The sequence below is a fragment of the Arthrobacter sp. Dra40 genome, from assembly GCF_059091905.1.
Genome location: NZ_JBNHHB010000018.1, coordinates 1 through 18350 on the forward strand (window position 1 = coordinate 1; position 18350 = coordinate 18350).

The following is an 18350-nucleotide window of genomic DNA, read 5'->3' on the forward strand; positions in this document are numbered from 1 at the left end:
AAGTGGGCAGATTACATGGCCGCGAATGGACAGTTTTACTGGCCGCCAGCGGGCACTTTCGTGGCCATCTACGGGCAGTTTTTCATGGCCGCTGACACACTCAAACGCACCGGTTCCCTGCTCCTCGAGCGTGAACGCCGCAAAGAAACTACTGAGAAGCGGTAACACAATGGCGAGCGACACCAACGCAAGGGCGGGGAGCAACAGGAGGAGCGGCGTCCAGCCGTCCCGCGCTCTCACCAAATTTTTGGTCTGAGCCATGTGCGGTCTTCCTGCGCTTGGGTTCTCGCGTATCCGGGCATGCTCAAAGTGGCACCTCGGCTTGGGCTAGTAGGGGTGCTTGTTGTGTCTTCGCCGTTGAGAAGGGATGCGTAGAAGGTGTCGTCGTTTTCGTCGGGCATGTCTATGCCGTATTCATCCCGTAGGGTTTCGCAGGCCGCATAGAGGGCTTTGTAGCTGAATTGGCCGTCATTGCGGCGGGTCTCCACGAGCGAGATTCCGGCTCGCAAGTCGGGCCGGAATTCATCCCGGATGCGCGTGAACGTCGACGAGGTCGAGCCGTTGACTTCGTGGCTGATTTCCGCGGCAGCGACCTGAAAGAGGCGATCCCAGGTTGGGTAGGTGGGCCCGCCAACGTGCACACTGCCGCAGGCGTAGAGCCCTTCGACGTTCAGTGACATCGAGCCAAGATGGAAGATCGGTGCCTCGTTGTGCCATTCCACATACTCGCGGCGCAACCACGGGATGACCGTTTTGAAGCCGGTCGCCAGCACGATGAGATCCACCTTCTCGCTGGACCCGTCAACGAAAATCACCTGATCACCGTCAAGATGGTCGATGTCCGGCTTGACCTCGAGATGTCCGTGGAGCATGTGTTGGAGCGCGGTGTCATTCATCGTTCCTTGCAAGCCGTTGATGGGATAGTCCGGCGCTTCCAAACCGACCCGACCGTATGGTGCGGTGTCGACAATCCACTGCAATCGCTCTTCCGGCGTGGCCGGCAGCTCAACGCCCCGGCGGCAACTTCGAAGTCCCGTCGACGATCGCCTGGGTAGAAAGCCCTAAGACGTTCTTTGGGATGTAGCGATTGGCACGTCGCGTGGAGAGCATCGCAACGTCGGCAACAGCCGCCGCGTCACTGACGATGTCGGCTCCGCTGTTGCCGGCACCGACCACCATCACTCGCTTGTCAATGAATTCCCGCGGATGCTTGTACTGCGAACTGTGAATCACCTCGCCGGTGAAGTTCTCCCGCCCCCGCAACTCGGGAATGAAAGCCGACTGCTGCAACCCGCAAGCCCACACAACCCCGCGATACAGACGCTTCTCTCCATCCCGGAAGGTGACCTCCCAGCACGTGCGTCCCTCTATCGTGACCGGCGACGCTTCCACACCTCACGGTTGCACTCCACGTAGCGCGTCAACCCGAACGCATCCGCGAAGTCCTTGATGTAATCGCGAACCTGATCCCAGCGAGGAAAGTCAGGAAGATGGGACGGCATCGGATACCCAATAAACCCACTATGGTCCCGATCCGAGATGAAGTTACAGGACGAATAGACCGGACTGGTGGGATGGTCAATATTCCACAACCCCCCAATACCGGGATCGCGCTCCACCACATCGAAATCAACCCCACGCCTCAGCAGAGCCCGCGCCGCGGTAAGACCATTCGGTCCCGCACCGACAATGCAGTACTTCGTCGGAAGAACATTACTCATGACGTTGTCCAATCAACCCACCGGTCAATGATCGAAGATTTCTCTGCCACCCAATAGCGAGTGTCCATCGGCACCAGAGGAACAAAAGGAGGCTTCAAAACATCCAATTCACCCGTCTAATCTGCCGGATGGTTGGTAGACTACCAATATACGCCGAATCTCCATGGGCGACGGGCAGGCCGGAGACTACGGTGACCTGCCCGAAACCGCTCCCGCCTACTCAGGGTCGAAATCCCGGTGCGAGCCGCTTGATCTAGCGATCAGTGCGTGGTATTGCCGCCTCCTCGAGTACCCGCCGCATTGAGTACGCGGACTCCTCATAGAGGTTGCTGAACTCTAGGGCGCCCTCACGGTCACTAACCTCGGCCCAGCGAGACAACAAGTCCTCCGCTGTGGAGGTGGCTGGATCTGCATCAAGCCACCCCGGGGTCGATCCGATATAGACGTTGGAAAACCGAGAAAAAGAGATCGAGTAAAGCTGACCGGTAACCGGACAGTCCCTACTGGCGAGTATCGCCGCCATCTTCGCCGCCGAAGCAGGGCGGGACCGGTGATTTCGCATCTCGGGGGTGAATTCCTTCGGAACGAAGCGTTCTTGATGCTCCGCGAAGTCCGGAATCGGATTGCCCTCGCCGATCGTCGTGGTCGCGACGGGCATCAGGGCATTCACTTTGATGCCGTGCTCCTGGCCTTCGTACGCAAGTGACTTGCAGAGACCCAGCATCGCCCCTTTGCCGGCTGCGTAGTTCGACAACCCTTGGTGGCCATACATCCCGCTCGCCGAGCCGGTCAAAATAACTCGGCCATACCCCTTGGCCTTCATTACTGTCCATGCGGGCTGCGTTACATAGAACGGCGCTTCTACGTGCACGGCGATGACGGCGCGAATTGCCGCGGGGGAAAGTTCATCGAAGTATCCGTTACGGAGATACCCAGCGTTGTTAATTACAGCGTCGACCGTTCCAAACCGATCAAGCGCGAGTTCTGTCAGTGACGCGCCACCTTCAGGCGTTGTGACGTCAGCGAAGGACGCTGTTGCATCTTGTCCAGTTGATCGGATCTCCTCAACGACCTCGGTCGCGCGATCGGGATCCACATCGTTGACAACCACCGCTGCCCCGCGTGCGCTCAGCTCGAGCGCGTGTGCCCGGCCGATGCCCGCTCCCGCGCCCGTAATAATGACGACTTGCCCGTCAAAGTTGATTGCCACAATTCTTCCTTCCTCAGGAGTGTTTTCCAACTCAAGAACAAATCGAAGAGGTATACCGTCGAAACGAAAATGGGCGCCCCTAACGGGACGCCCATTCTCAACGAACCTCAGGGCACTCCTGCGTCAACCCCTCGGGACTAACGCGGGAGGTATGCCCGTCGTGGCTCACGCCTTGCTTGGAACCTTCGTACGCGCGAATTCGTCGACCCATTGCTCGAGCTTGGTCGCGTACTCCAACGCACCGGCAGCGTATCCCGTATCCCAAATCGGATCGCGGGTGGTATCGCCTTCATTGTTCAGGTACGAAGGGGTGCATTCCGCGAAGTAGGGGCTTGCACCGAGTGCAACACGGTCCATTTCAGCTCGCCACTCGGATTCCTGCTCAAGAGTCACGTCGAGGTTGATACCCGCGCGCAAGCAGTGAGCTATCACATCCGCTGCGTGTCGGCACTGCATCGTCATGACGTGTGGGTAGTTGTACGTGATCGCCGCCTGTTGGAACGCACCGAGTATCTGGAAGTTCGGGAACCCACTCACCTTGGTTCCATGCACCGTCCGGCGGCCGTTGGCCCACTTTTCTCCAAGAGATACTCCGTCTCGCCCGATCAGCCCGAATCGTCCACTGTTCTGCACCTCTGCATTCGCTTCGAAGCCCGTAGCGAAGATGACGGCGTCCACCTCGTACTCGTCGCTATCGAACACGATCGAGTTCTTCGTGACGGACGAGAGTCCTCGACCGTTTGTGTCTACGAGCGTGACGTTGGGTCGATTGAACGACTGGAGGTACTCGTCGCTGAACCCTGGCCGCTTACAGAAGATGTTGAACCAGGGCTTGAGCCTCTCCGCGGTGTCCGGGTCGTCAACGATGCTCTCGACGTCGGCGCGTATGCGCTCCATCGTGATCATGTCGGCAAGCAGCACGACCTCGAGAGGACTCAGCTTCTGCAGTTCCGACTCAGGTAGAGCCGCGATCTCGGGGATACTACCCGTGAAGACCTTGGCCAAGTCGGTCCAAGAATCGTTGACAAGGTTTACCGGCTGCTGGACGCCAGCCATCGCCAGGAAGAAGTTGGTCTGTCGCTCCGGCTGCCATCCGGGCGGCTGGCTCTCAAACCATTCTCTATCGGTCTTGTGGTTGTCACGAGAGCTAATCACCGAAGGCGTCCGCTGAACGACATACACGTGCTCCGCTGCCTCAGCCAAATGCGGCAGCACCTGGATCGATGTAGCACCTGTACCGACTAGAGCAACGCGCTTACCGGCAAGACCCGTGAGACCGCCCGTCGAGTCGCCTCCGGTGAACGAGTAGTCCCAGCGACTCGTGTGGAATACTGCGCCCTCGAAATCCGATAGCCCCGGGATGTTCGGAAACTTTGGTCGGTGGAGCGGTCCATTGCTTGCCAACAGGTGCTTCGCACGTAGGGTGTCACCACGCGACGTCGAGACAATCCATCTGGAGCTCTCCTCGTCCCAGCTGGCGACCTTCACGGACGTTTGGAACAGGGCTCGACTATAAAGATCGTATTTCTTCCCGATCGCCGAGCAGTGCGCCAAGATCTCGTGTCCGGGCGCGTACTTCTCGCTCGGCACGGTTTCGACCTCCTCAAGGAGGGGCATGTAGATGTACGACTCCACGTCACAACGGATACCGGGGTAGCGGTTCCAATACCATGCTCCGCCGAAGTCGCCCGCCTCCTCGACAATCAGGAAGTCTTCGGTGCCACTCTCGACGAGCGACACACCGGCCACTAGGCCCGCCAGTCCCCCGCCGAGTACCAAGACATCAACCTCCTGGTCGATGGCCTCACGTTCGAATCCCGGTTCAACGTAGGGATCAACTGCGAGGTCCGTGAACTTGTCATACACGTCGACGTATTGACGCGTGTTGTCAGCACGAAGTCGGCGGTCGCGTTCCGCCTCATACTTGCGGCTCAGTTCTTCCGGGTCGAATCCCAGATGATCTTTCAGTGTTTTCGTGGCTTCCATAGCCATCCTTTCAATTTAAGCTCGTCTTTGAGCTCTCAACTACGACCGCGGGTCACGGTCTACGCAATGCACTAGCTACCTCGCGGGCTTTGTGAAGAACCCTGCGAAGGCGGGAGTGTTCCTCCAGTACCGTGTCGGCAACTACTGTCTCGCCGTTCTCGCTTACGGGCGCGGCTGACCTTCCCAGGCGCGATTCAGGAATTCCCCGACCATCTCCAAGCTGGCTGCTGCGTTGCGCAGTTTCGGGAACAAGGTCCAGATGTGGATCATGCCTGCTGGAGTGGAAAGCGTCGCTTCGCCACCGGCTTCCTGGACCTCACGCGCAAGCCGGACCGAGTCGTCGCGGAGGACTTCGGCGTCGCTGACCATGATGAGCAGAGGCGGCAATCCCTTCTTATCCCCGTTGATTGGGGAACAGTACGGGTGTGCAGGGTCTGTATCGCCTGCGTACAGACTGGCGAGTCCCCCAATCTCCGAGCCCTTGATGATGGGGTCGGTGTCCGCATTGGTGGTCAATGATTCTGCTTGGGTTTGAAGATCGAGCGCGGCAGAGATCGTTACACCGGCAGCCGGGAGCGGAACACCGTCGTCGCGCAATTTCATGAGAGTCGCCATGGCGAGCCCACCGCCGGCTGAATCACCGGCAATTGCAATGGAAGCCGGGGGCCAGTGCCCGCGCGCCCACTCATAGACCGACACCGTGTCTTCCAACGCGGCAGGGAACGGGTTTTCAGGAGCAAGTCGGTAGTCGGGCACGATCACCGCAGCATTCGTCGCAGCCGATAGGCGGTAGGCGAACTCCCGGTATCCCTGAGCGGAGCCCATGAAGTAGCCCCCGCTGTGGAGATGGATAATCACTCGAGATGTATCCACTCCCGGAGCTTGCACCCGCAGGGCCGAGACACCGTTTGCGTCGATCCGCTCGATCTCAGCATCTGAGAGTACCGGGAAAGAGGCACACAGCGCCTCGAGCCCCTCTCGGTAGGCGCTAAGCGGTGAGTCGGCTGGTGGCGTCGATGCCACAAAGTTGCGGAAGGCTTCTTCCAGGGCCTCTTCGTCTTCGACAATTTGATCATTGCTGGTCAACATTGGGACTGCCTTTCGTTAATCATCGTTATTTCTGCGGGTGAAGGTTTCGTTTTCATTGAGCGAGGTAACCGCCGTCGAGTGGGAAGTACCCACCCGTCGCGAACGCCGACCTGTCACTGGCGAGGAAGGCAGCGAACTCGGCGACTTCTTCTGGCATCGCTACGCGGCCGATCGGATATCGGCGAGAGATGTTGGCGCGGGCTTCTTCGTCGCGTCGACGAAACATCGGCGTATCGACGTGGCCGGGCCCGACCGCATTGATACGGATACCCTCGGACGCATACTCAAGCGCAGCACTCTTGGTCAGTCCCACGACACCGTGCTTGGAGGCGACATACGGAGCAGAGCGCTCCACACCAACCGCCGCCATTATTGACGCGATGTTTACAATGGCTCCCCCGTCACCCGCGCGCATCGCCCTGATCTCGGACTGCATGCTGTTGAAGGTTCCCGTGAGGTTTACATCGATGATCCGCTTCCATTCCGAAAACGGCACGTCTCCGACAGCTGACGGTGCTGCGATCCCCACACCGGCACTATTCACAGCGATGTCAAGACGACCGAAGCGATGGAGGGCAGCGTCGACGACCCGTTCGCAAGCGTCAGGGTCGGAAACGTCTCCCGCGACAGCGAGTGCGCTTCCACCTATCGTCGACGTCACCTTTTCTGCCGACTCGGCGTCGAGGTCAGAAACGATTACATCGGCGCCGCGTGCTGCGAAATGAGCCGCGCAGGCCATCCCGATCCCCGACCCGGCTCCGGTGATAAGAGCGACGCGCCCTGCGAATTCTTGAGAATCTGAAGCCGCTTCACGGGGTGACTTCATTAGAAGGTCACCGCCTGCCCGGTGATCATCGAGCTGCCGGGACGCAGCAACTCAATCACGAGCTCAGCAACCTCATCGAGGCTCGCATACACTCTTTTTGGTCCCAGGGCACTCTCGCCGAATCGCGCACTGCGTTCGCGATCAATGTCTGCCATCATCGGGCTGTCGATGCCGCCGGGGCACACGCAGTTCACGCGCACGCCACTTGCCCGTGCTTCGAGTGCTGCTGTTTTTGTCAGGCCCAGCACCGCATGCTTCGAGGCGACATAAGCGCCCATCCCGAATGCGCCAACGAGTGAAGCGGTGCTGCCGGTATTAACCACAGAGCCGCCTTTCGACATGATCGGCAGAATGTGCTTTAAACCCAGCGCAACTCCGATCACGTTCACCCGAAGAGTTCTGTCGAGGGCCGCTATATCTAACTCGGAGAGCTTTGAGATCGGGCCGTGTATTCCGGCGTTGTTGAAGAACCCTTCGAGACTTCCGGTCGCATCGCGAATCCAGGCGGCGAGAGCCTCCACGTCTTGCTCGTCCGTGACGTCGGCGATTCGCAGATGCAGGCGCTCCTTATGATCTGCAAGCCGGGCGGCTAACGCATCAAGTGCGTCCCCAGATAGATCAACCGCATAAACGATTGCTCCGCCAGCGAGAAGCTGTGCGCACACAGCTGCCCCGAGGGCGCCCCCTGCGCCGGTGACTGCGAAGGCCTGGCCACGGAAGTTTTCCTCGAGCGACATTTTTTCTCCTTCGGGGCCTTTGCGGATTCGAGATGCGCACACACCGGGGGCTGCGCGGTGACTTGTACGCTATCTGCCAATCGCTTGTTTGGCAACTGTTTGCAGGCATTCGTATGCCTGGCGTTCGGCGTGGCGGCGTGCATCCGCGGCGCGGCACCGAACGCGCTCATATCTATCCCCTCACCCGAAGCGTTGACTGCTCCCGGCGACGGCCTGCGCCTTCCGGTTTACAATGGTCGAGGGCCGGCACATCGATGTTGGCGCGCGGCCTCAAGCAGTTCCGCCACGAAGGCAGTATTAGACTCCTCTCTGCGCAAGCGATCGCTGTCGAGGATCCGCGAAATGCATTCCCAAGGCTTTAGTGGCCCGCGCATGCCCGAACTCGTCGACCAGACGCAGGTTGAGGCCTTGTCGAGTTACGTGACATGCCAAACCTGCTCTCCGACGGTAATCACACGAAGAAGACTCGCGATGCTGTCTCCACGAAGCTCACGAGCCTGAGCCAAGGACACATTGGACGCCCGGTTAAGAGTCTTGAAGGTGATGAGCTTGGAACACTTCTCCGCATCATCAAGACAATTTGGGCGGGCGGCGTGCACATTGCTCTTGGAACCACACTTACTCGCGTAACACAGGATGATCTCGAAGCTGTTTACGTCGCGTGCATGCCCGCAGACACCGACGATCAACCGTGAGCGGCTTTTCCGCTTTTCTCTGCTGTCACTCCGGACCTCCCCCAGTAGCCCACAGGCTTTATGTCATACTCCGACCGGACCTCGATCTAGCCGCCATCTTGCCTACGAGCCGGCCCCTGGGCGTTCCCGAGCCGGCTCTGACCAACTGCTGACCGATCGCCATGACGGCACTTTCCTCGGCCACCGGGCCCGACATCCCTGCAGCGGCTACCGTCCTGGTCCCCATCGGCTCCACTGAACAGCACGGGCCGCACCTGCCGCTCGACACCGACACGACCATTGCGACCGCGGTGGCATCCGGCGCGGTCGAGGCGCTGACCGCTGCCCGTCTGGCGGCTGATCGCGGCAGGAAACATGGTGCGCTACGACCCCACGATCGAAGTTCATCATGACATCCGGTCGAACGTGCGGACCTGGCTTGGCCGCAAAGTCCTCTACGGTACCGGCGGCGCCCTGCTGGCTTCCCGGCACGGGGACAAGGTCGCCCCGGCGGTCCTGTCCATTCCCATGGCCCTCGGGGCCGCGGCAGTCCTTCAACGTCGATGGTGGTCGGTGCCGGTCGCCGCGGCCGTCGTCGCCACGACCGCCTGGTCTCTCCGCACACGATTGCCCGCCGACGATGGGACGCTCTTCATCGTCGCCCGGCCGGCAACCCGCGGCATGGGCTGGGCTGTGCGCCAGGAAGGCAATCTGCTGCTCCGGCACTGGTGGCCAGCCGCCACCGTGGGAGCAGTGTTCAGCCAATCGGTCCGGCGGGCGCTGGTCACGGCCGCCGCCCTTGACCTCGTGCTTTTCCTCCGCGAACGGGCGGGCTTTGGCCCGCTCAACGCACTCGTCTGCATACGGAACCGGACTGTGGTGGGGCGCCATACGACGTTTAGACACGCGGTGTCTGGCTGTCCGCTGGGTTGGACGCACCAACAGGCTCAAGCATCGCCATGCATAAGCCGGTCCCGCAGCGCGACGCCTCAGCCTGTTTCCGCCGGCCAAAGACCTTCAACACCTCTGACCTAGAAATAGGGACTTGTGACACACCCCATCCACGAAGTCAATCTGAAAGCAACTGCCGAAACCGGTTGGAATACGCTTCAGGAACAACTGGACGCTGCCCATGAAGCAGTCCGATCCTTGGCTATATCAGGCGGCCGAAACGGAGTACTCGTCATCCGGCACAGGCACGATACTTACACCGTCACCGTAAGTCCCGGAGTTCCATACGGCATGACTTATGAACGGGAACACGCGGAAATTTCATAAGCAAACCGCCCTGCCACGCCCGCACTTCCCCGACTTGGCGGCGCGTAGAACGGCGCCACCAGAGACGGACGCCTCCGCCAAAGGACGGCCTCGTCAATACACCCCCGTCAGTGCGCCCCGCCTTCCGTTTCGTCGGTTACACGGTTGTTGCGGTGGATACAGACCCCGACCCAGAGTCTGCGGCGAAGCCCTGTGCCCCGGGACCCGTCAACCCAATGAAGTGGTCAGTCGCGAAGAACCGGATCAGAAAGTGCGCCGTGCCCGACGACCAGGTCTGCCCGACCGTCGGCAAGCCTGTAGGTGACGCAGACGACGGCTGTCTGTCCGGCTTCGACTGCCTCTGAAATGGCGCGTGAGCTGTCTAGCAGGCGTTCAGATGACTGACGCATGTTTTCGATCACCATGTCGTTGATGTCCTCAACACCGGACCGCCTGGCTGCTAGCACAGCCGGAGTGATTCGCTCCACCAAGTCGCGGAGGCTGCCACGGGGCATTTCGCCGGTGTCCACAGTGTTCTTGGCTGCCGTGACGGCGCCGCAACTGTCATGGCCAAGGATGACGATCAGCGGCGCGTTGAGCATGTCCACGCCATATTCGAGGGAGCCAATGACGGCATCGCCGAGAACGTGGCCGGCGGTGCGGACCACAAAAGCATCGCCTAGACCCAGGTCGAAAATGATCTCGGCTGCCAGCCGGGAGTCGGAACAGCCGAAGATGATGGCGAACGGATGCTGTTCGTTGATCAACGAACTGCGCCGGGCCGCGTCCTGATTCGGGTGGACGGAGCTCCCCGTTACGAAGCGTGCATTGCCGGCGAGGAGTTTTTCCCAGGCTTGGGCGGGAGTCAATGTTGTGGACACTAAGCAGCCTTACTGATTGGGACAGCTCCATGCCCCAGGGGCGATCGCGCCGAGGTTGAGCTAGTCGGTCTGAGATGCGCCTAATATTCGGAAATTCGGCTATTGCCGCGTTCGCCTTGGTAAACCAGAGCGAAATCCGCGGCCATTTTGGCCCGCGAGCCGTCTACGCGCCTGATGGACTCTAGAACTGCGATATCGCGGTCCGCCTCTGCTGCGCTGCCTGATGGGAATTCCCGCGCGGATCCACTGCGGGGACGGGGGTCGGACCGGATCGTACCGCCCGCACGTCGACAGCTGGCCCGCTGAAATGCTCCAAGACCTCCTTCGCACGATACGGGAGTCCGCGGGGGCTTCCGGTCGAAATGTCGACGAGCACGATAGATGTAGAAGCGATTGCGCACTCCACTTCTCCATCACGAATGCTGTAGGCGATATCGAAGCTCGATCGCCCCACTCGTGTCACCCATGCGGCTACATCGACCCTGGGGACGTTCGGCCCGATAGGAGCTCGATAGGTGATCTCCTGATAGCCGACTACGATTCCGGCACCCTCTCCCGCGAGGCTTTCCACCGAATATCCGAGCGACTCGTCCTGAAAGATCCGGAGACGGGCGAACTCCATATAGGATAAGTAGACTGCGTTGTTGATGTGACCGAATCGGTCGACGTCCGTAAACCGCACCTGCATGGGAACGATAATTTCCATGAGTCCTCCTATGTTTCTACAGGCGACACGGTGAACTCATGCCGGCAAGTATTCCGTCGAACCGCGTGCGACCAGTTCGGTCGCGATGCGTTTGTGTTCAAAATCCGTATCGATGTTCTCAATGCGTGCCAGAAGCATTTCGAGCGACAGTACGGCCGTCTCGTCAACAGGTTGACGGATCGTGGTGAGGTCGAGGACCTTCCACACCGACATCGGGATATCGTCGTAACCCACGACCCAGAGATCCTCAGGTTCTCGCAGTCCTCGCCGCCCAAGTCGACCCGCTGTTTGAAATCGTATTCACGTATGTAATCGTATTCTGGGGGTCGCGTCAAGCCTTTTCGTCCAGAAGCTCAGGGGGTCGGGCGCCTGCGGGTCAGAGTTCGTTGTCGGGCTAGGTTACCTTCGAGTCAACCGGCAGGTCCCGGGCGGCCAGCGCTTCCACGGTCGCGCGGGCATGGTCAGCGCAGGCCCCACTCGAGCGTCTGCTGCAGGTCGGCGCCCAGCGAGATGGACAGCCAGGCCATGCCGAAGACGAAGGTGATCACGGTGCCGGCGAGGAAGGATACCCGGGCGCCCAGGAACCTCTTGTCCCAGTTGCGCTTGGCCCGCCAGTCGGTCAGTCCTGCGGCGACGACGACGCGCCCACCAGGTGACCAACGGTCGGCCGACGGCAGCGGCCGGACCGGAGGATGCCTCCGAGAACACCGGCATGCCGGCAAAACCGGCCATGCGTTCGTCAACTTCGCCCTCGTTCCTCACTGCTCTAATAGTGCGTGAAATCGTATTCATGTCCATGCTGATGAAATCCTATTCTCAACGACTCGTCAACCCTGCCGGCACAGCGTCAGCAAGAAGGAGAACCATGAGCTACGTAGTCCTGGGCGCGCCGCGCAAGCCCTTGGCCGTGCCCACGCAAGTCGCCCTGGCCGGGGTGTTCGCCGCCCTCATCGCCGTGTGCTCCATGCTGCCGCCCATCCCGGTAGCCGGCTTCGGCGTGCCCATCACCCTGCAGACCTTCGCGGTGATGCTCACCGGCCTGATCCTCGGCGCGCGCCTGGGATTCCTGGCCGTGACGCTGTACGTCGTGGCCGGACTCGCCGGACTGCCGGTGTTCTCCGGATTCAACGCCGGGATCGGCGTGTTGGCCGGACCTTCGGCCGGCTACCTGCTCGCCTTCCCGCTGGCAGCCTTCCTGGCCGGCGCCCTGTCTTCCATGGTGCTGCGCCGCGGCCAGGTTGCCGCCGCGAAGGGGGCCGGCCGGATGGGTCTGGGCTGGTGGGCCCTGGTATGGCTGTGCGCCATGGTCGCCTCCTTCGTCTTCATCCACCCGATGGGCATCGCCGGGATGATGATCGCCCTCGACCTAGACCTGGCCACCGCCATCGGCGCCGACATGGTGTTCTGGCCGGGCGACATGATCAAGAACGTCCTGGCCGTTACTGTGGCCGCCACCATCGTCCGGGCCTTCCCCGCACTGGCCCTGCGCCGGTTCTGAGCGAGGTGCCCACCACCGCAGGCGAACCGGTCATCGAGGTCCGCGGCGCCGTCGTCGACCTCCCGGGTACGGCCGCGGCCCCCGGCCAGGAGGCCGGGGCCGAACCCGGCACGATTCGCATCCTCGGCCCCGTGGATTTCACCGTGGCGGAGCCGGTCGTCGCGGTAATCGGGCCGAATGGCTCGGGCAAGTCGACCCTCGTCAGGCTCCTCAACGGGCTGGTCCAGCCCTCCGCCGGGACCGTGCGGGTGCACGGGCTGGACACCGTGGAGAAGACGAGCCAGGTGCGGTCCCTGACCGGATTTATGTTCACCGACCCGCTGGTGCAGCTGGTCATGCCCACGGCGGGCGAGGACATGGAGCTGTCCCTGCGCCGCACGATCCGCAACCGGCGCGACCGGCGGCGGGAGGCCGAGGAGCTGCTGGCCGCCCATGGCTTGGCCGGGCTGGCCCACCGCAGCATCTACGACCTCTCCGGCGGCCAGCGCCAGCGCCTGGCCCTGGCCACCGTGCTCGCCACCGACCCGGCCCTGCTTGTGGCCGACGAGCCGACCACACTGCTCGACCTGGACTGGACCCTGGAGGTGCAGGAGCTGCTGCTCTCCCTGCCGGAGACCGGCCGGTGCCGGCAGCTCATGTACACCACACACGACCTCGACTTCGCGGCCCAGGCCGACCGCTGCCTCGTCGTCGCCGGCGGGCGCGTCGTGCACGACGCCGACGGGCCGGGTGCGGTGGCGTGGTACCGCCGCGACGTGCGGGCGCAACGCGCGGCCGGCCGGGAGGGCGTGCGGTGAACCTGCTCGACCACCGGCCGGGGACCTCCCACGTCCACCGCTCGCCACTGAGTGCCAAGTACGCGGTGCTGCTAGTGCTCACCGTGGTCCTGGTGGCCTGGCGCCAGCCCGTGGTGGTCGGTCTCGTGCTGCTGGGGGTGCTCGGCCTGTACCTGCTGGCCGGGATCCCCGGCGAGTTCCTGGCCCCCTGGCGGCGCGGCTGGCCCATGCTGGCCTTCGCCGGCATAGCCCGCTGGGCCTCCGGGGTTTGGGGAACCGACCCTCTGTCCCCTCTCGACGCCCTCTGGCCGGCACTCGTGGTCGTGGCCGCCGTCTTCGGCGCCCTGGCCGCCGCCCGCCTGCTGGTGATCACCACGCCGGGCACCGAACTGCTGGACGGCCTGGCCCAATTCTTCGGCGCGTTCCGCCGGCTCGGGATCGACCCGGAGGCCGCCGCGCTGGCCGTCAACGTCATGCTGCGCACGATCCCTTGGATCGGAGCCTCCGTGCGGGCCCATGCCGAGGCCCCGGCCTCCCGCGGCCTGCGCCGCGGACCGGTAAGACTGACGGGCCCGGTGCTGGTGGCCACGGTCGGCCATGCCCGCGCCACCGGGGAGGCCCTGGTCGCTCGGGGACTGCCCGCCGGCCCGGAAGGGGAGAAACGTCGTCATAATCAGGGACCTTACTGATAGGAACGGCCAATCATAATCCGGGAGTGACCGGAGCAGTTGGCGGCAGCGGCTTGGGCCGCGCTCTTGCTCAGGCACGGAGGAGATGTTTTCTCTTTATCGTCCCTGACAAGGGTTCCGGCAGAAAGATTCCGGCTCATCTGCTGGGCACCCCAGCCATCCAGCATGGCCAGCCACACGCTTTCCTCAGCATTGAGCACCTCGATCCCGGCCTTCAGGTGATCAGGAACGGCAGCAGAAACAGATATCCGAAGGCGTTGAGATGCCAGGGTTGCAAAGCGGCGACCGCTTAGCCTTCCAGCCTACTTCCAGGCTTATCAAGACGCGTGACGCCTTTGCTAAAAGCGTTCGCGGCAAGATCACCTCGCGCAATGCCCTTAAGGCGTCATGATTTCACATGTAGCGATGTCTTCTCTTGTGCCGGGGCCGGCCCGGGAAGTTCGAGTATTTCACGAGTTTGTTCGGCCGTAGCGATCTCACGCCCCATCATCACTCCAAGCTCGCGGACTCTCCGGACTAGTTGCTCATTTGTAGCGTATACGCCTTTGGATAGATAAACGTTGTCTTCGAGGCCGGTACGAGCGTGGCCTCCCATCGCGATGGCCATCGCGTTGAAATTGAGTTGATGACGCCCGAGCGCCGCAACCGACCATATGGCTCCTGCAGGAAGCGCGCTGACTAAGTGAGATAGATTACCGGCTGTTGGTCGGACTCCACCGCGAACACCAAAGACGAACTGAATAAAATACGGGGGCTTAAGCAGTCCCTCACGGATTAGCTCATCTATCGTGCCGAGCATGCCCTCGTCGAAGATCTCGATCTCAGGTTTGACTCCCCGATCTAGCATGCAGCCAGCCAGCTCTCGTAAGAACTGTGGGTCATTTCGAAAAACCCAGTCGCTGAAATTGAGTGACCCAGCATCGAACGAAGCCATGTCAGGTTGAAGTTCCAGTACCGACTTTCGAAGACTAGCATCCGGAATCTCCTCAGACCCCGAGAACGATGTCGTAAGATTCGTGACGAAATCAGCTCCGGATTCTCGGATCACCCCCATCGCACGCGAGAAGTGTGCCAAGTCACCACTGTGCCTGCCTTGCTCGTCACGGGCGTGCATGTGCACTACGGATGCTCCAGCGGCAGCTGCACGGAGCGCCTCCTCTCCCACAGCCTCCGGCGTGCGAGGAAGGTTCGGACTAGTTTCCGGAGGCATTGCTCCAGACACCGCTGCGTTGATAATTAACGGCTTCATTACCCCTCCATGTTTGACCGATCATTTGGTAGATTGAGCTTAGCAGGAGCAGGTCGGTAGTGGCTCGACCTGGGGTAAGGGTGGAACAGGAATTTTTTGAAAAGCCTGCCAGAGGTCATTTAGCCGCTACGGGTGCACCCCTCAGCCCCAAACGGCATAGCCACGCAAAGACAACGGCGGCGGCCTAGAAGGAAAGCTTTTCCTAGGGAACCAGCAAGGAGGAAGGAACAGATGATGACACATGTCAGATGTGACGATTGGATTCGACTATCCGGAGTCGAAGTTGAGGTCTGGCTGAGAACCACACGGCTGTGGACGGGCACGGTAGATGCCGCCACCAGCGACTCTGCCTTCGCCTGGATCATTACAGATCCCCTGGGTGATCGGTTTCTCGTAGATAAGACCGATGGAATCGAGCTACGGATCAGCAGTGAAGAGCTAATGCGACGGAGCTCGGATTCTTAAGTAGATTGCCCTCAATGCGCTGGAGCGGTCACAAACTATTGCTACAGCCTTTGAATGCTCTCCTTGCGCCGGGGACGTCCCCAACACCAGTCGGTGCTGCCGTGCAGTCATCATTCTCCCGACTCCTGACACATCACGCACCCTTCATGAATCGCTAACCTACCCAGGCGACCCTGATTGTTCGCCACCGATGCAGTCCCCCGATGACCTACGAGAGGGAAGGCCTGCGTACACCTAAACCTGCGGCGCCCGCAACACGCCGCCAGAGACGGATGCCTCCGCCACGGGTAACGGCCGATGCGCCCCCTGCCGGTGCTCCCCGGTCGTCCGTTCCCCCGGCTACTATCGGCAGTCGCGCCGAATCCGGGCCTCCTCAGCTTCTACAAGGTCCGGATCCGGCAGCGGCAATCATTGTTTTCTTAAAGCCCCGGCTCCGGTCTTCCCTATCGCGCAAGCCGGTCCTCCACCGCGACAAAGATGAGCGTGAACTTATGCGCGCCCGTGAATGGCCCCAGCGCGATGAAATTCATGTTCCACCAGGGCCCGTGAATTTCCCGTTGTAGGATGCTTCATCGAGACATCTTGTCCGGACATACCCACGGTTATCGGCGGTTGAATCCTGCGACTGAATTTCCACGCTGTACAACCGAACCGTGCCGCTGCTGCGCGCCACTGCTAACAAAGTGAGCCGTGCACTTCGCGGAACACCGATGCTGCAACGGTAACCGTCCGCTGCAAGTGCGGTGACTATAAGTGCCCGGAGTGAGGTGCTTGCTCATGCGAGTCGCGATTGCCCGCTTGAACAATATGTTGGACACAACTCAGCATCGTCAACGTTGCCGCCAACTGGGCAATACACGCGTAACGATGAATAACTGGAGAGCATCACCGCAGTAGTCATGTTCTCCTTAATCGAGGTGCTTCAGGCGGTCCAGCCCGGCTTACAAACGCCGATAACAGCGCATATGTCAGGAGATGGGAGATGGCAAGAAACGCCCGACCCATGCATTAACACTCCGATTGCCGGTCGGGCGTACAGGGGGCACAGGAACCCGGCGCGGAGCCGGGTACGTCAGCTTCCGCTGACCAGGGAGGCATACGCCACCAAGTTCTGTTCAAATTTGCCAGTCTGGGCGTTGTACCCGTCGCAGGTGATGAGCCGGAGCTCGGCAGAGTCGGTGTTTCCATACACCCGCAGGGCGGGGAACCCCTCCTTGCCGTAGCTTTCGACCGCAGAAATCCGGAAGACGAGGGTTGAACCGTCTTCGCGGTTCACTTCCACTTTGTTTCCGGGGGCCAGTTCATGCAACCGTGCGAAAACGCCGGGGCCTCCTCCGATCGCATTGACGTGGCCCAAGATGACCGACGGCCCTCGCTCACCGGGCGTCGGAGAGTTCACGTACCACCCGGCGGGTGAACCGACCTCCCCCGGGGGTACCTCTAGGCTCAGGTCATCGCGCTGTCCCAAGCTTATGATCCCGCTGTCCAGGCCGATCGGGGGCACCGACAGAGAAACGGGAGTTGATTCCCCGAGGACCGGCGGTAACTCTTCCGCATCGGCAGCAGCAGACCCTTCCGCGGCGGAAGGAGCGGCGCCGATGCCACGTGTCCCCTCCGCCGGCACAGGTGCCGCCTCCGGCTCCGGTCGGGCCGTACCGACCGAGTCCGGGGCAGCGGCACCGGACATCGATGTGCCGAGAGTGCCGATGGCGCCGCCGGCACATCCGGCGGTGAGAAGCAGGGCCAGGGCCGCCGTGAGAAGTCGGGCTCGGCGGCCGCAATTCCAAAGCAAGGCCAAATCAGTCCCCGCTGGCAGCACGCCGCCGCAGGGCGACTGCCCCTACGGCCAGCGCAGCGGCGCCGATACCGGCGACGGTGGCCAGCGCCACCGTGCCGTCAGCGCCCGCGCCCGCGCCCTCAATACCGGTATCTGGAGCCCCGGGCATGGGCCCGGACACCTGCCCGGCCTGCACCACGCCGCAGGCCGCGGGAAGAGTGGCCGCCAGTGGCATCGAGGGGTCGTCGGGGCTGGTCTTTTCTTGGGCGGCTGCGGGCAGCTTGTTCGGGTCCACCCCGTGAACCTCCACGGTGGCCTTGCCTGTCTGGAGGGCCTGCATCGTCGCCGCATCCAGCGGGACGGTCCGCGTGTAGGTGTACGCCCCGCCGGCGGGGAAACGGTCGGCGGCTACGGCCGAAGCCGGGCTGGTGTCACCCGACAGGGTGAGGGATACGCCGATCATTCCCGCATATGGCTCGCCTTCGGGCGAGCTGACCACTCCGTCGCCGTCGGTATCAGCCTGCGGGCCCGGGCATACGCCCTGCCCATTGATATGGATGTGCTGTCCATGCGGGAACGGTGCGTTATTCATCATTTCAGCCGCACCGGACACGTTCATGGTGATGGTGGCCTGCTGGCCGTGCACCTCGATCATCGCCTGACCCGAGGTGCCGCTGTTGTTCGCCGGGGCGAGAGCAGCCTGGTAGGTCCCGTCTTCAGCGACGGCAGGCCCGGCAGCGAGAGCCAGGGCACCGAGCGCTACGGCAGGAGCAGCGAAAAGAATTGAAGTTTTCATCAGACGAGCCTCT

General features: G+C 61.7%; 22 protein-coding genes. 6 read left to right on the plus strand and 16 right to left on the minus strand.

The genetic code is table 11. From position 1 onward, the window contains the following. The 9 genes from AC5RWT_RS10770 to AC5RWT_RS10810 form a co-directional block, all read right to left on the minus strand. A partial coding sequence (locus AC5RWT_RS10770) for a hypothetical protein (protein WP_494080211.1) occupies positions 1-261 on the minus strand: 261 nt, incomplete at its 3' end. Beyond that, positions 237-980: a hypothetical protein gene (locus tag AC5RWT_RS10775; RefSeq protein ID WP_494080212.1), complete on the minus strand. Its 744-nt coding sequence runs from the start codon at positions 978-980 to the stop codon at positions 237-239. The genes AC5RWT_RS10770 and AC5RWT_RS10775, both read right to left, overlap by 25 nt. A 25-nt stretch (positions 981-1005) precedes the next feature. Further along, positions 1006-1392 carry an NAD(P)-binding domain-containing protein gene (locus AC5RWT_RS10780; RefSeq protein WP_494080213.1) on the minus strand — a complete coding sequence of 129 codons (387 nt, stop codon included), beginning with the start codon at positions 1390-1392 and terminating at the stop codon, positions 1006-1008. Next, complete coding sequence (locus tag AC5RWT_RS10785; RefSeq protein WP_494080214.1) at positions 1368-1721, minus strand: NAD(P)-binding protein; 354 nt, start codon at positions 1719-1721, stop codon at positions 1368-1370. The genes AC5RWT_RS10780 and AC5RWT_RS10785 overlap by 25 nt, the downstream gene beginning before the upstream one ends. A gap of 253 nt (positions 1722-1974) precedes the next feature. Continuing rightward, positions 1975-2931, minus strand: coding sequence for an SDR family NAD(P)-dependent oxidoreductase (locus AC5RWT_RS10790; RefSeq protein WP_494080215.1), 957 nt, complete (start codon positions 2929-2931; stop codon positions 1975-1977). Positions 2932-3096: 165 nt separating this feature from the next. Next, positions 3097-4917, minus strand: coding sequence for a flavin-containing monooxygenase (locus tag AC5RWT_RS10795; RefSeq protein WP_494080216.1), 1821 nt, complete (start codon positions 4915-4917; stop codon positions 3097-3099). Between the two features lie 162 nt (positions 4918-5079). Then, the gene (locus AC5RWT_RS10800; protein WP_494080217.1) at positions 5080-6006 is read right to left on the minus strand and encodes an alpha/beta hydrolase; all 927 of its coding nucleotides are present in this window, start codon (positions 6004-6006) and stop codon (positions 5080-5082) included. A 52-nt stretch (positions 6007-6058) separates the two neighbouring features. Beyond that, entirely contained in the window at positions 6059-6832 is a 774-nt protein-coding gene (locus AC5RWT_RS10805) for an SDR family NAD(P)-dependent oxidoreductase (RefSeq protein WP_494080218.1), read from the minus strand. Further along, complete coding sequence (locus AC5RWT_RS10810) at positions 6832-7569, minus strand: SDR family NAD(P)-dependent oxidoreductase (RefSeq protein WP_494080219.1); 738 nt, start codon at positions 7567-7569, stop codon at positions 6832-6834. Before AC5RWT_RS10810 ends, AC5RWT_RS10805 begins: the two co-directional genes overlap by 1 nt. 425 nt (positions 7570-7994) lie before the next feature. Between AC5RWT_RS10810 and AC5RWT_RS10815 the strand changes: the two genes are divergently transcribed. From AC5RWT_RS10815 to AC5RWT_RS10825, 3 genes are all read left to right on the plus strand, one after another. Further along, positions 7995-8264 (plus strand): hypothetical protein, encoded by a 270-nt coding sequence (locus AC5RWT_RS10815; RefSeq protein WP_494080220.1) that lies wholly within the window; start codon positions 7995-7997, stop codon positions 8262-8264. 161 nt (positions 8265-8425) lie between these two features. After that, positions 8426-8656 (plus strand): creatininase family protein, encoded by a 231-nt coding sequence (locus AC5RWT_RS10820; protein ID WP_494080221.1) that lies wholly within the window; start codon positions 8426-8428, stop codon positions 8654-8656. Then, positions 8619-9278 (plus strand): hypothetical protein, encoded by a 660-nt coding sequence (locus tag AC5RWT_RS10825; protein WP_494080222.1) that lies wholly within the window; start codon positions 8619-8621, stop codon positions 9276-9278. Before AC5RWT_RS10820 ends, AC5RWT_RS10825 begins: the two co-directional genes overlap by 38 nt. A 467-nt stretch (positions 9279-9745) precedes the next feature. Here AC5RWT_RS10825 and AC5RWT_RS10830 read toward each other — a convergent pair whose 3' ends face one another. The 4 genes from AC5RWT_RS10830 to AC5RWT_RS10845 form a co-directional block, all read right to left on the minus strand. Further along, positions 9746-10381: a carbonic anhydrase gene (locus AC5RWT_RS10830; RefSeq protein WP_494080223.1), complete on the minus strand. Its 636-nt coding sequence runs from the start codon at positions 10379-10381 to the stop codon at positions 9746-9748. Between the two features lie 181 nt (positions 10382-10562). Then, positions 10563-11087 carry an acyl-CoA thioesterase gene (locus AC5RWT_RS10835; protein ID WP_494080224.1) on the minus strand — a complete coding sequence of 175 codons (525 nt, stop codon included), beginning with the start codon at positions 11085-11087 and terminating at the stop codon, positions 10563-10565. 36 nt (positions 11088-11123) lie between these two features. Beyond that, on the minus strand, positions 11124-11321 hold the full coding sequence (locus AC5RWT_RS10840; RefSeq protein WP_494080225.1) for a substrate-binding domain-containing protein: 198 nt from the start codon (positions 11319-11321) through the stop codon (positions 11124-11126). 227 nt (positions 11322-11548) lie between these two features. Next, complete coding sequence (locus AC5RWT_RS10845; protein WP_494080226.1) at positions 11549-11830, minus strand: hypothetical protein; 282 nt, start codon at positions 11828-11830, stop codon at positions 11549-11551. 122 nt (positions 11831-11952) lie between these two features. Here AC5RWT_RS10845 and AC5RWT_RS10850 point away from each other — a divergent pair, with 122 nt between their 5' ends. The 3 genes from AC5RWT_RS10850 to AC5RWT_RS10860 are packed head-to-tail and all read left to right on the plus strand — an operon-like array spanning position 11953 to position 14050. Next, the gene (locus AC5RWT_RS10850) at positions 11953-12585 is read left to right on the plus strand and encodes a biotin transporter BioY (protein ID WP_494080227.1); all 633 of its coding nucleotides are present in this window, start codon (positions 11953-11955) and stop codon (positions 12583-12585) included. A 5-nt stretch (positions 12586-12590) separates the two neighbouring features. Continuing rightward, on the plus strand, positions 12591-13382 hold the full coding sequence (locus tag AC5RWT_RS10855) for an energy-coupling factor ABC transporter ATP-binding protein (RefSeq protein ID WP_494080228.1): 792 nt from the start codon (positions 12591-12593) through the stop codon (positions 13380-13382). Beyond that, entirely contained in the window at positions 13379-14050 is a 672-nt protein-coding gene (locus AC5RWT_RS10860) for a CbiQ family ECF transporter T component (RefSeq protein ID WP_494080229.1), read from the plus strand. Before AC5RWT_RS10855 ends, AC5RWT_RS10860 begins: the two co-directional genes overlap by 4 nt. A gap of 385 nt (positions 14051-14435) precedes the next feature. Here the strand turns inward: AC5RWT_RS10860 and AC5RWT_RS10865 are convergent, their stop codons facing one another. From AC5RWT_RS10865 to AC5RWT_RS10875, 3 genes are all read right to left on the minus strand, one after another. Continuing rightward, positions 14436-15299: a beta-keto acid cleavage family enzyme gene (locus tag AC5RWT_RS10865; RefSeq protein ID WP_494080230.1), complete on the minus strand. Its 864-nt coding sequence runs from the start codon at positions 15297-15299 to the stop codon at positions 14436-14438. 1537 nt (positions 15300-16836) lie between these two features. Next, positions 16837-17451, minus strand: a complete 615-nt coding sequence (locus tag AC5RWT_RS10870) for a class F sortase (RefSeq protein WP_494080231.1) — start codon at positions 17449-17451, stop codon at positions 16837-16839. 112 nt (positions 17452-17563) lie between these two features. Further along, positions 17564-18337 (minus strand): hypothetical protein, encoded by a 774-nt coding sequence (locus tag AC5RWT_RS10875; protein ID WP_494080232.1) that lies wholly within the window; start codon positions 18335-18337, stop codon positions 17564-17566. Between the last annotated feature and the right edge of the window lie 13 nt (positions 18338-18350).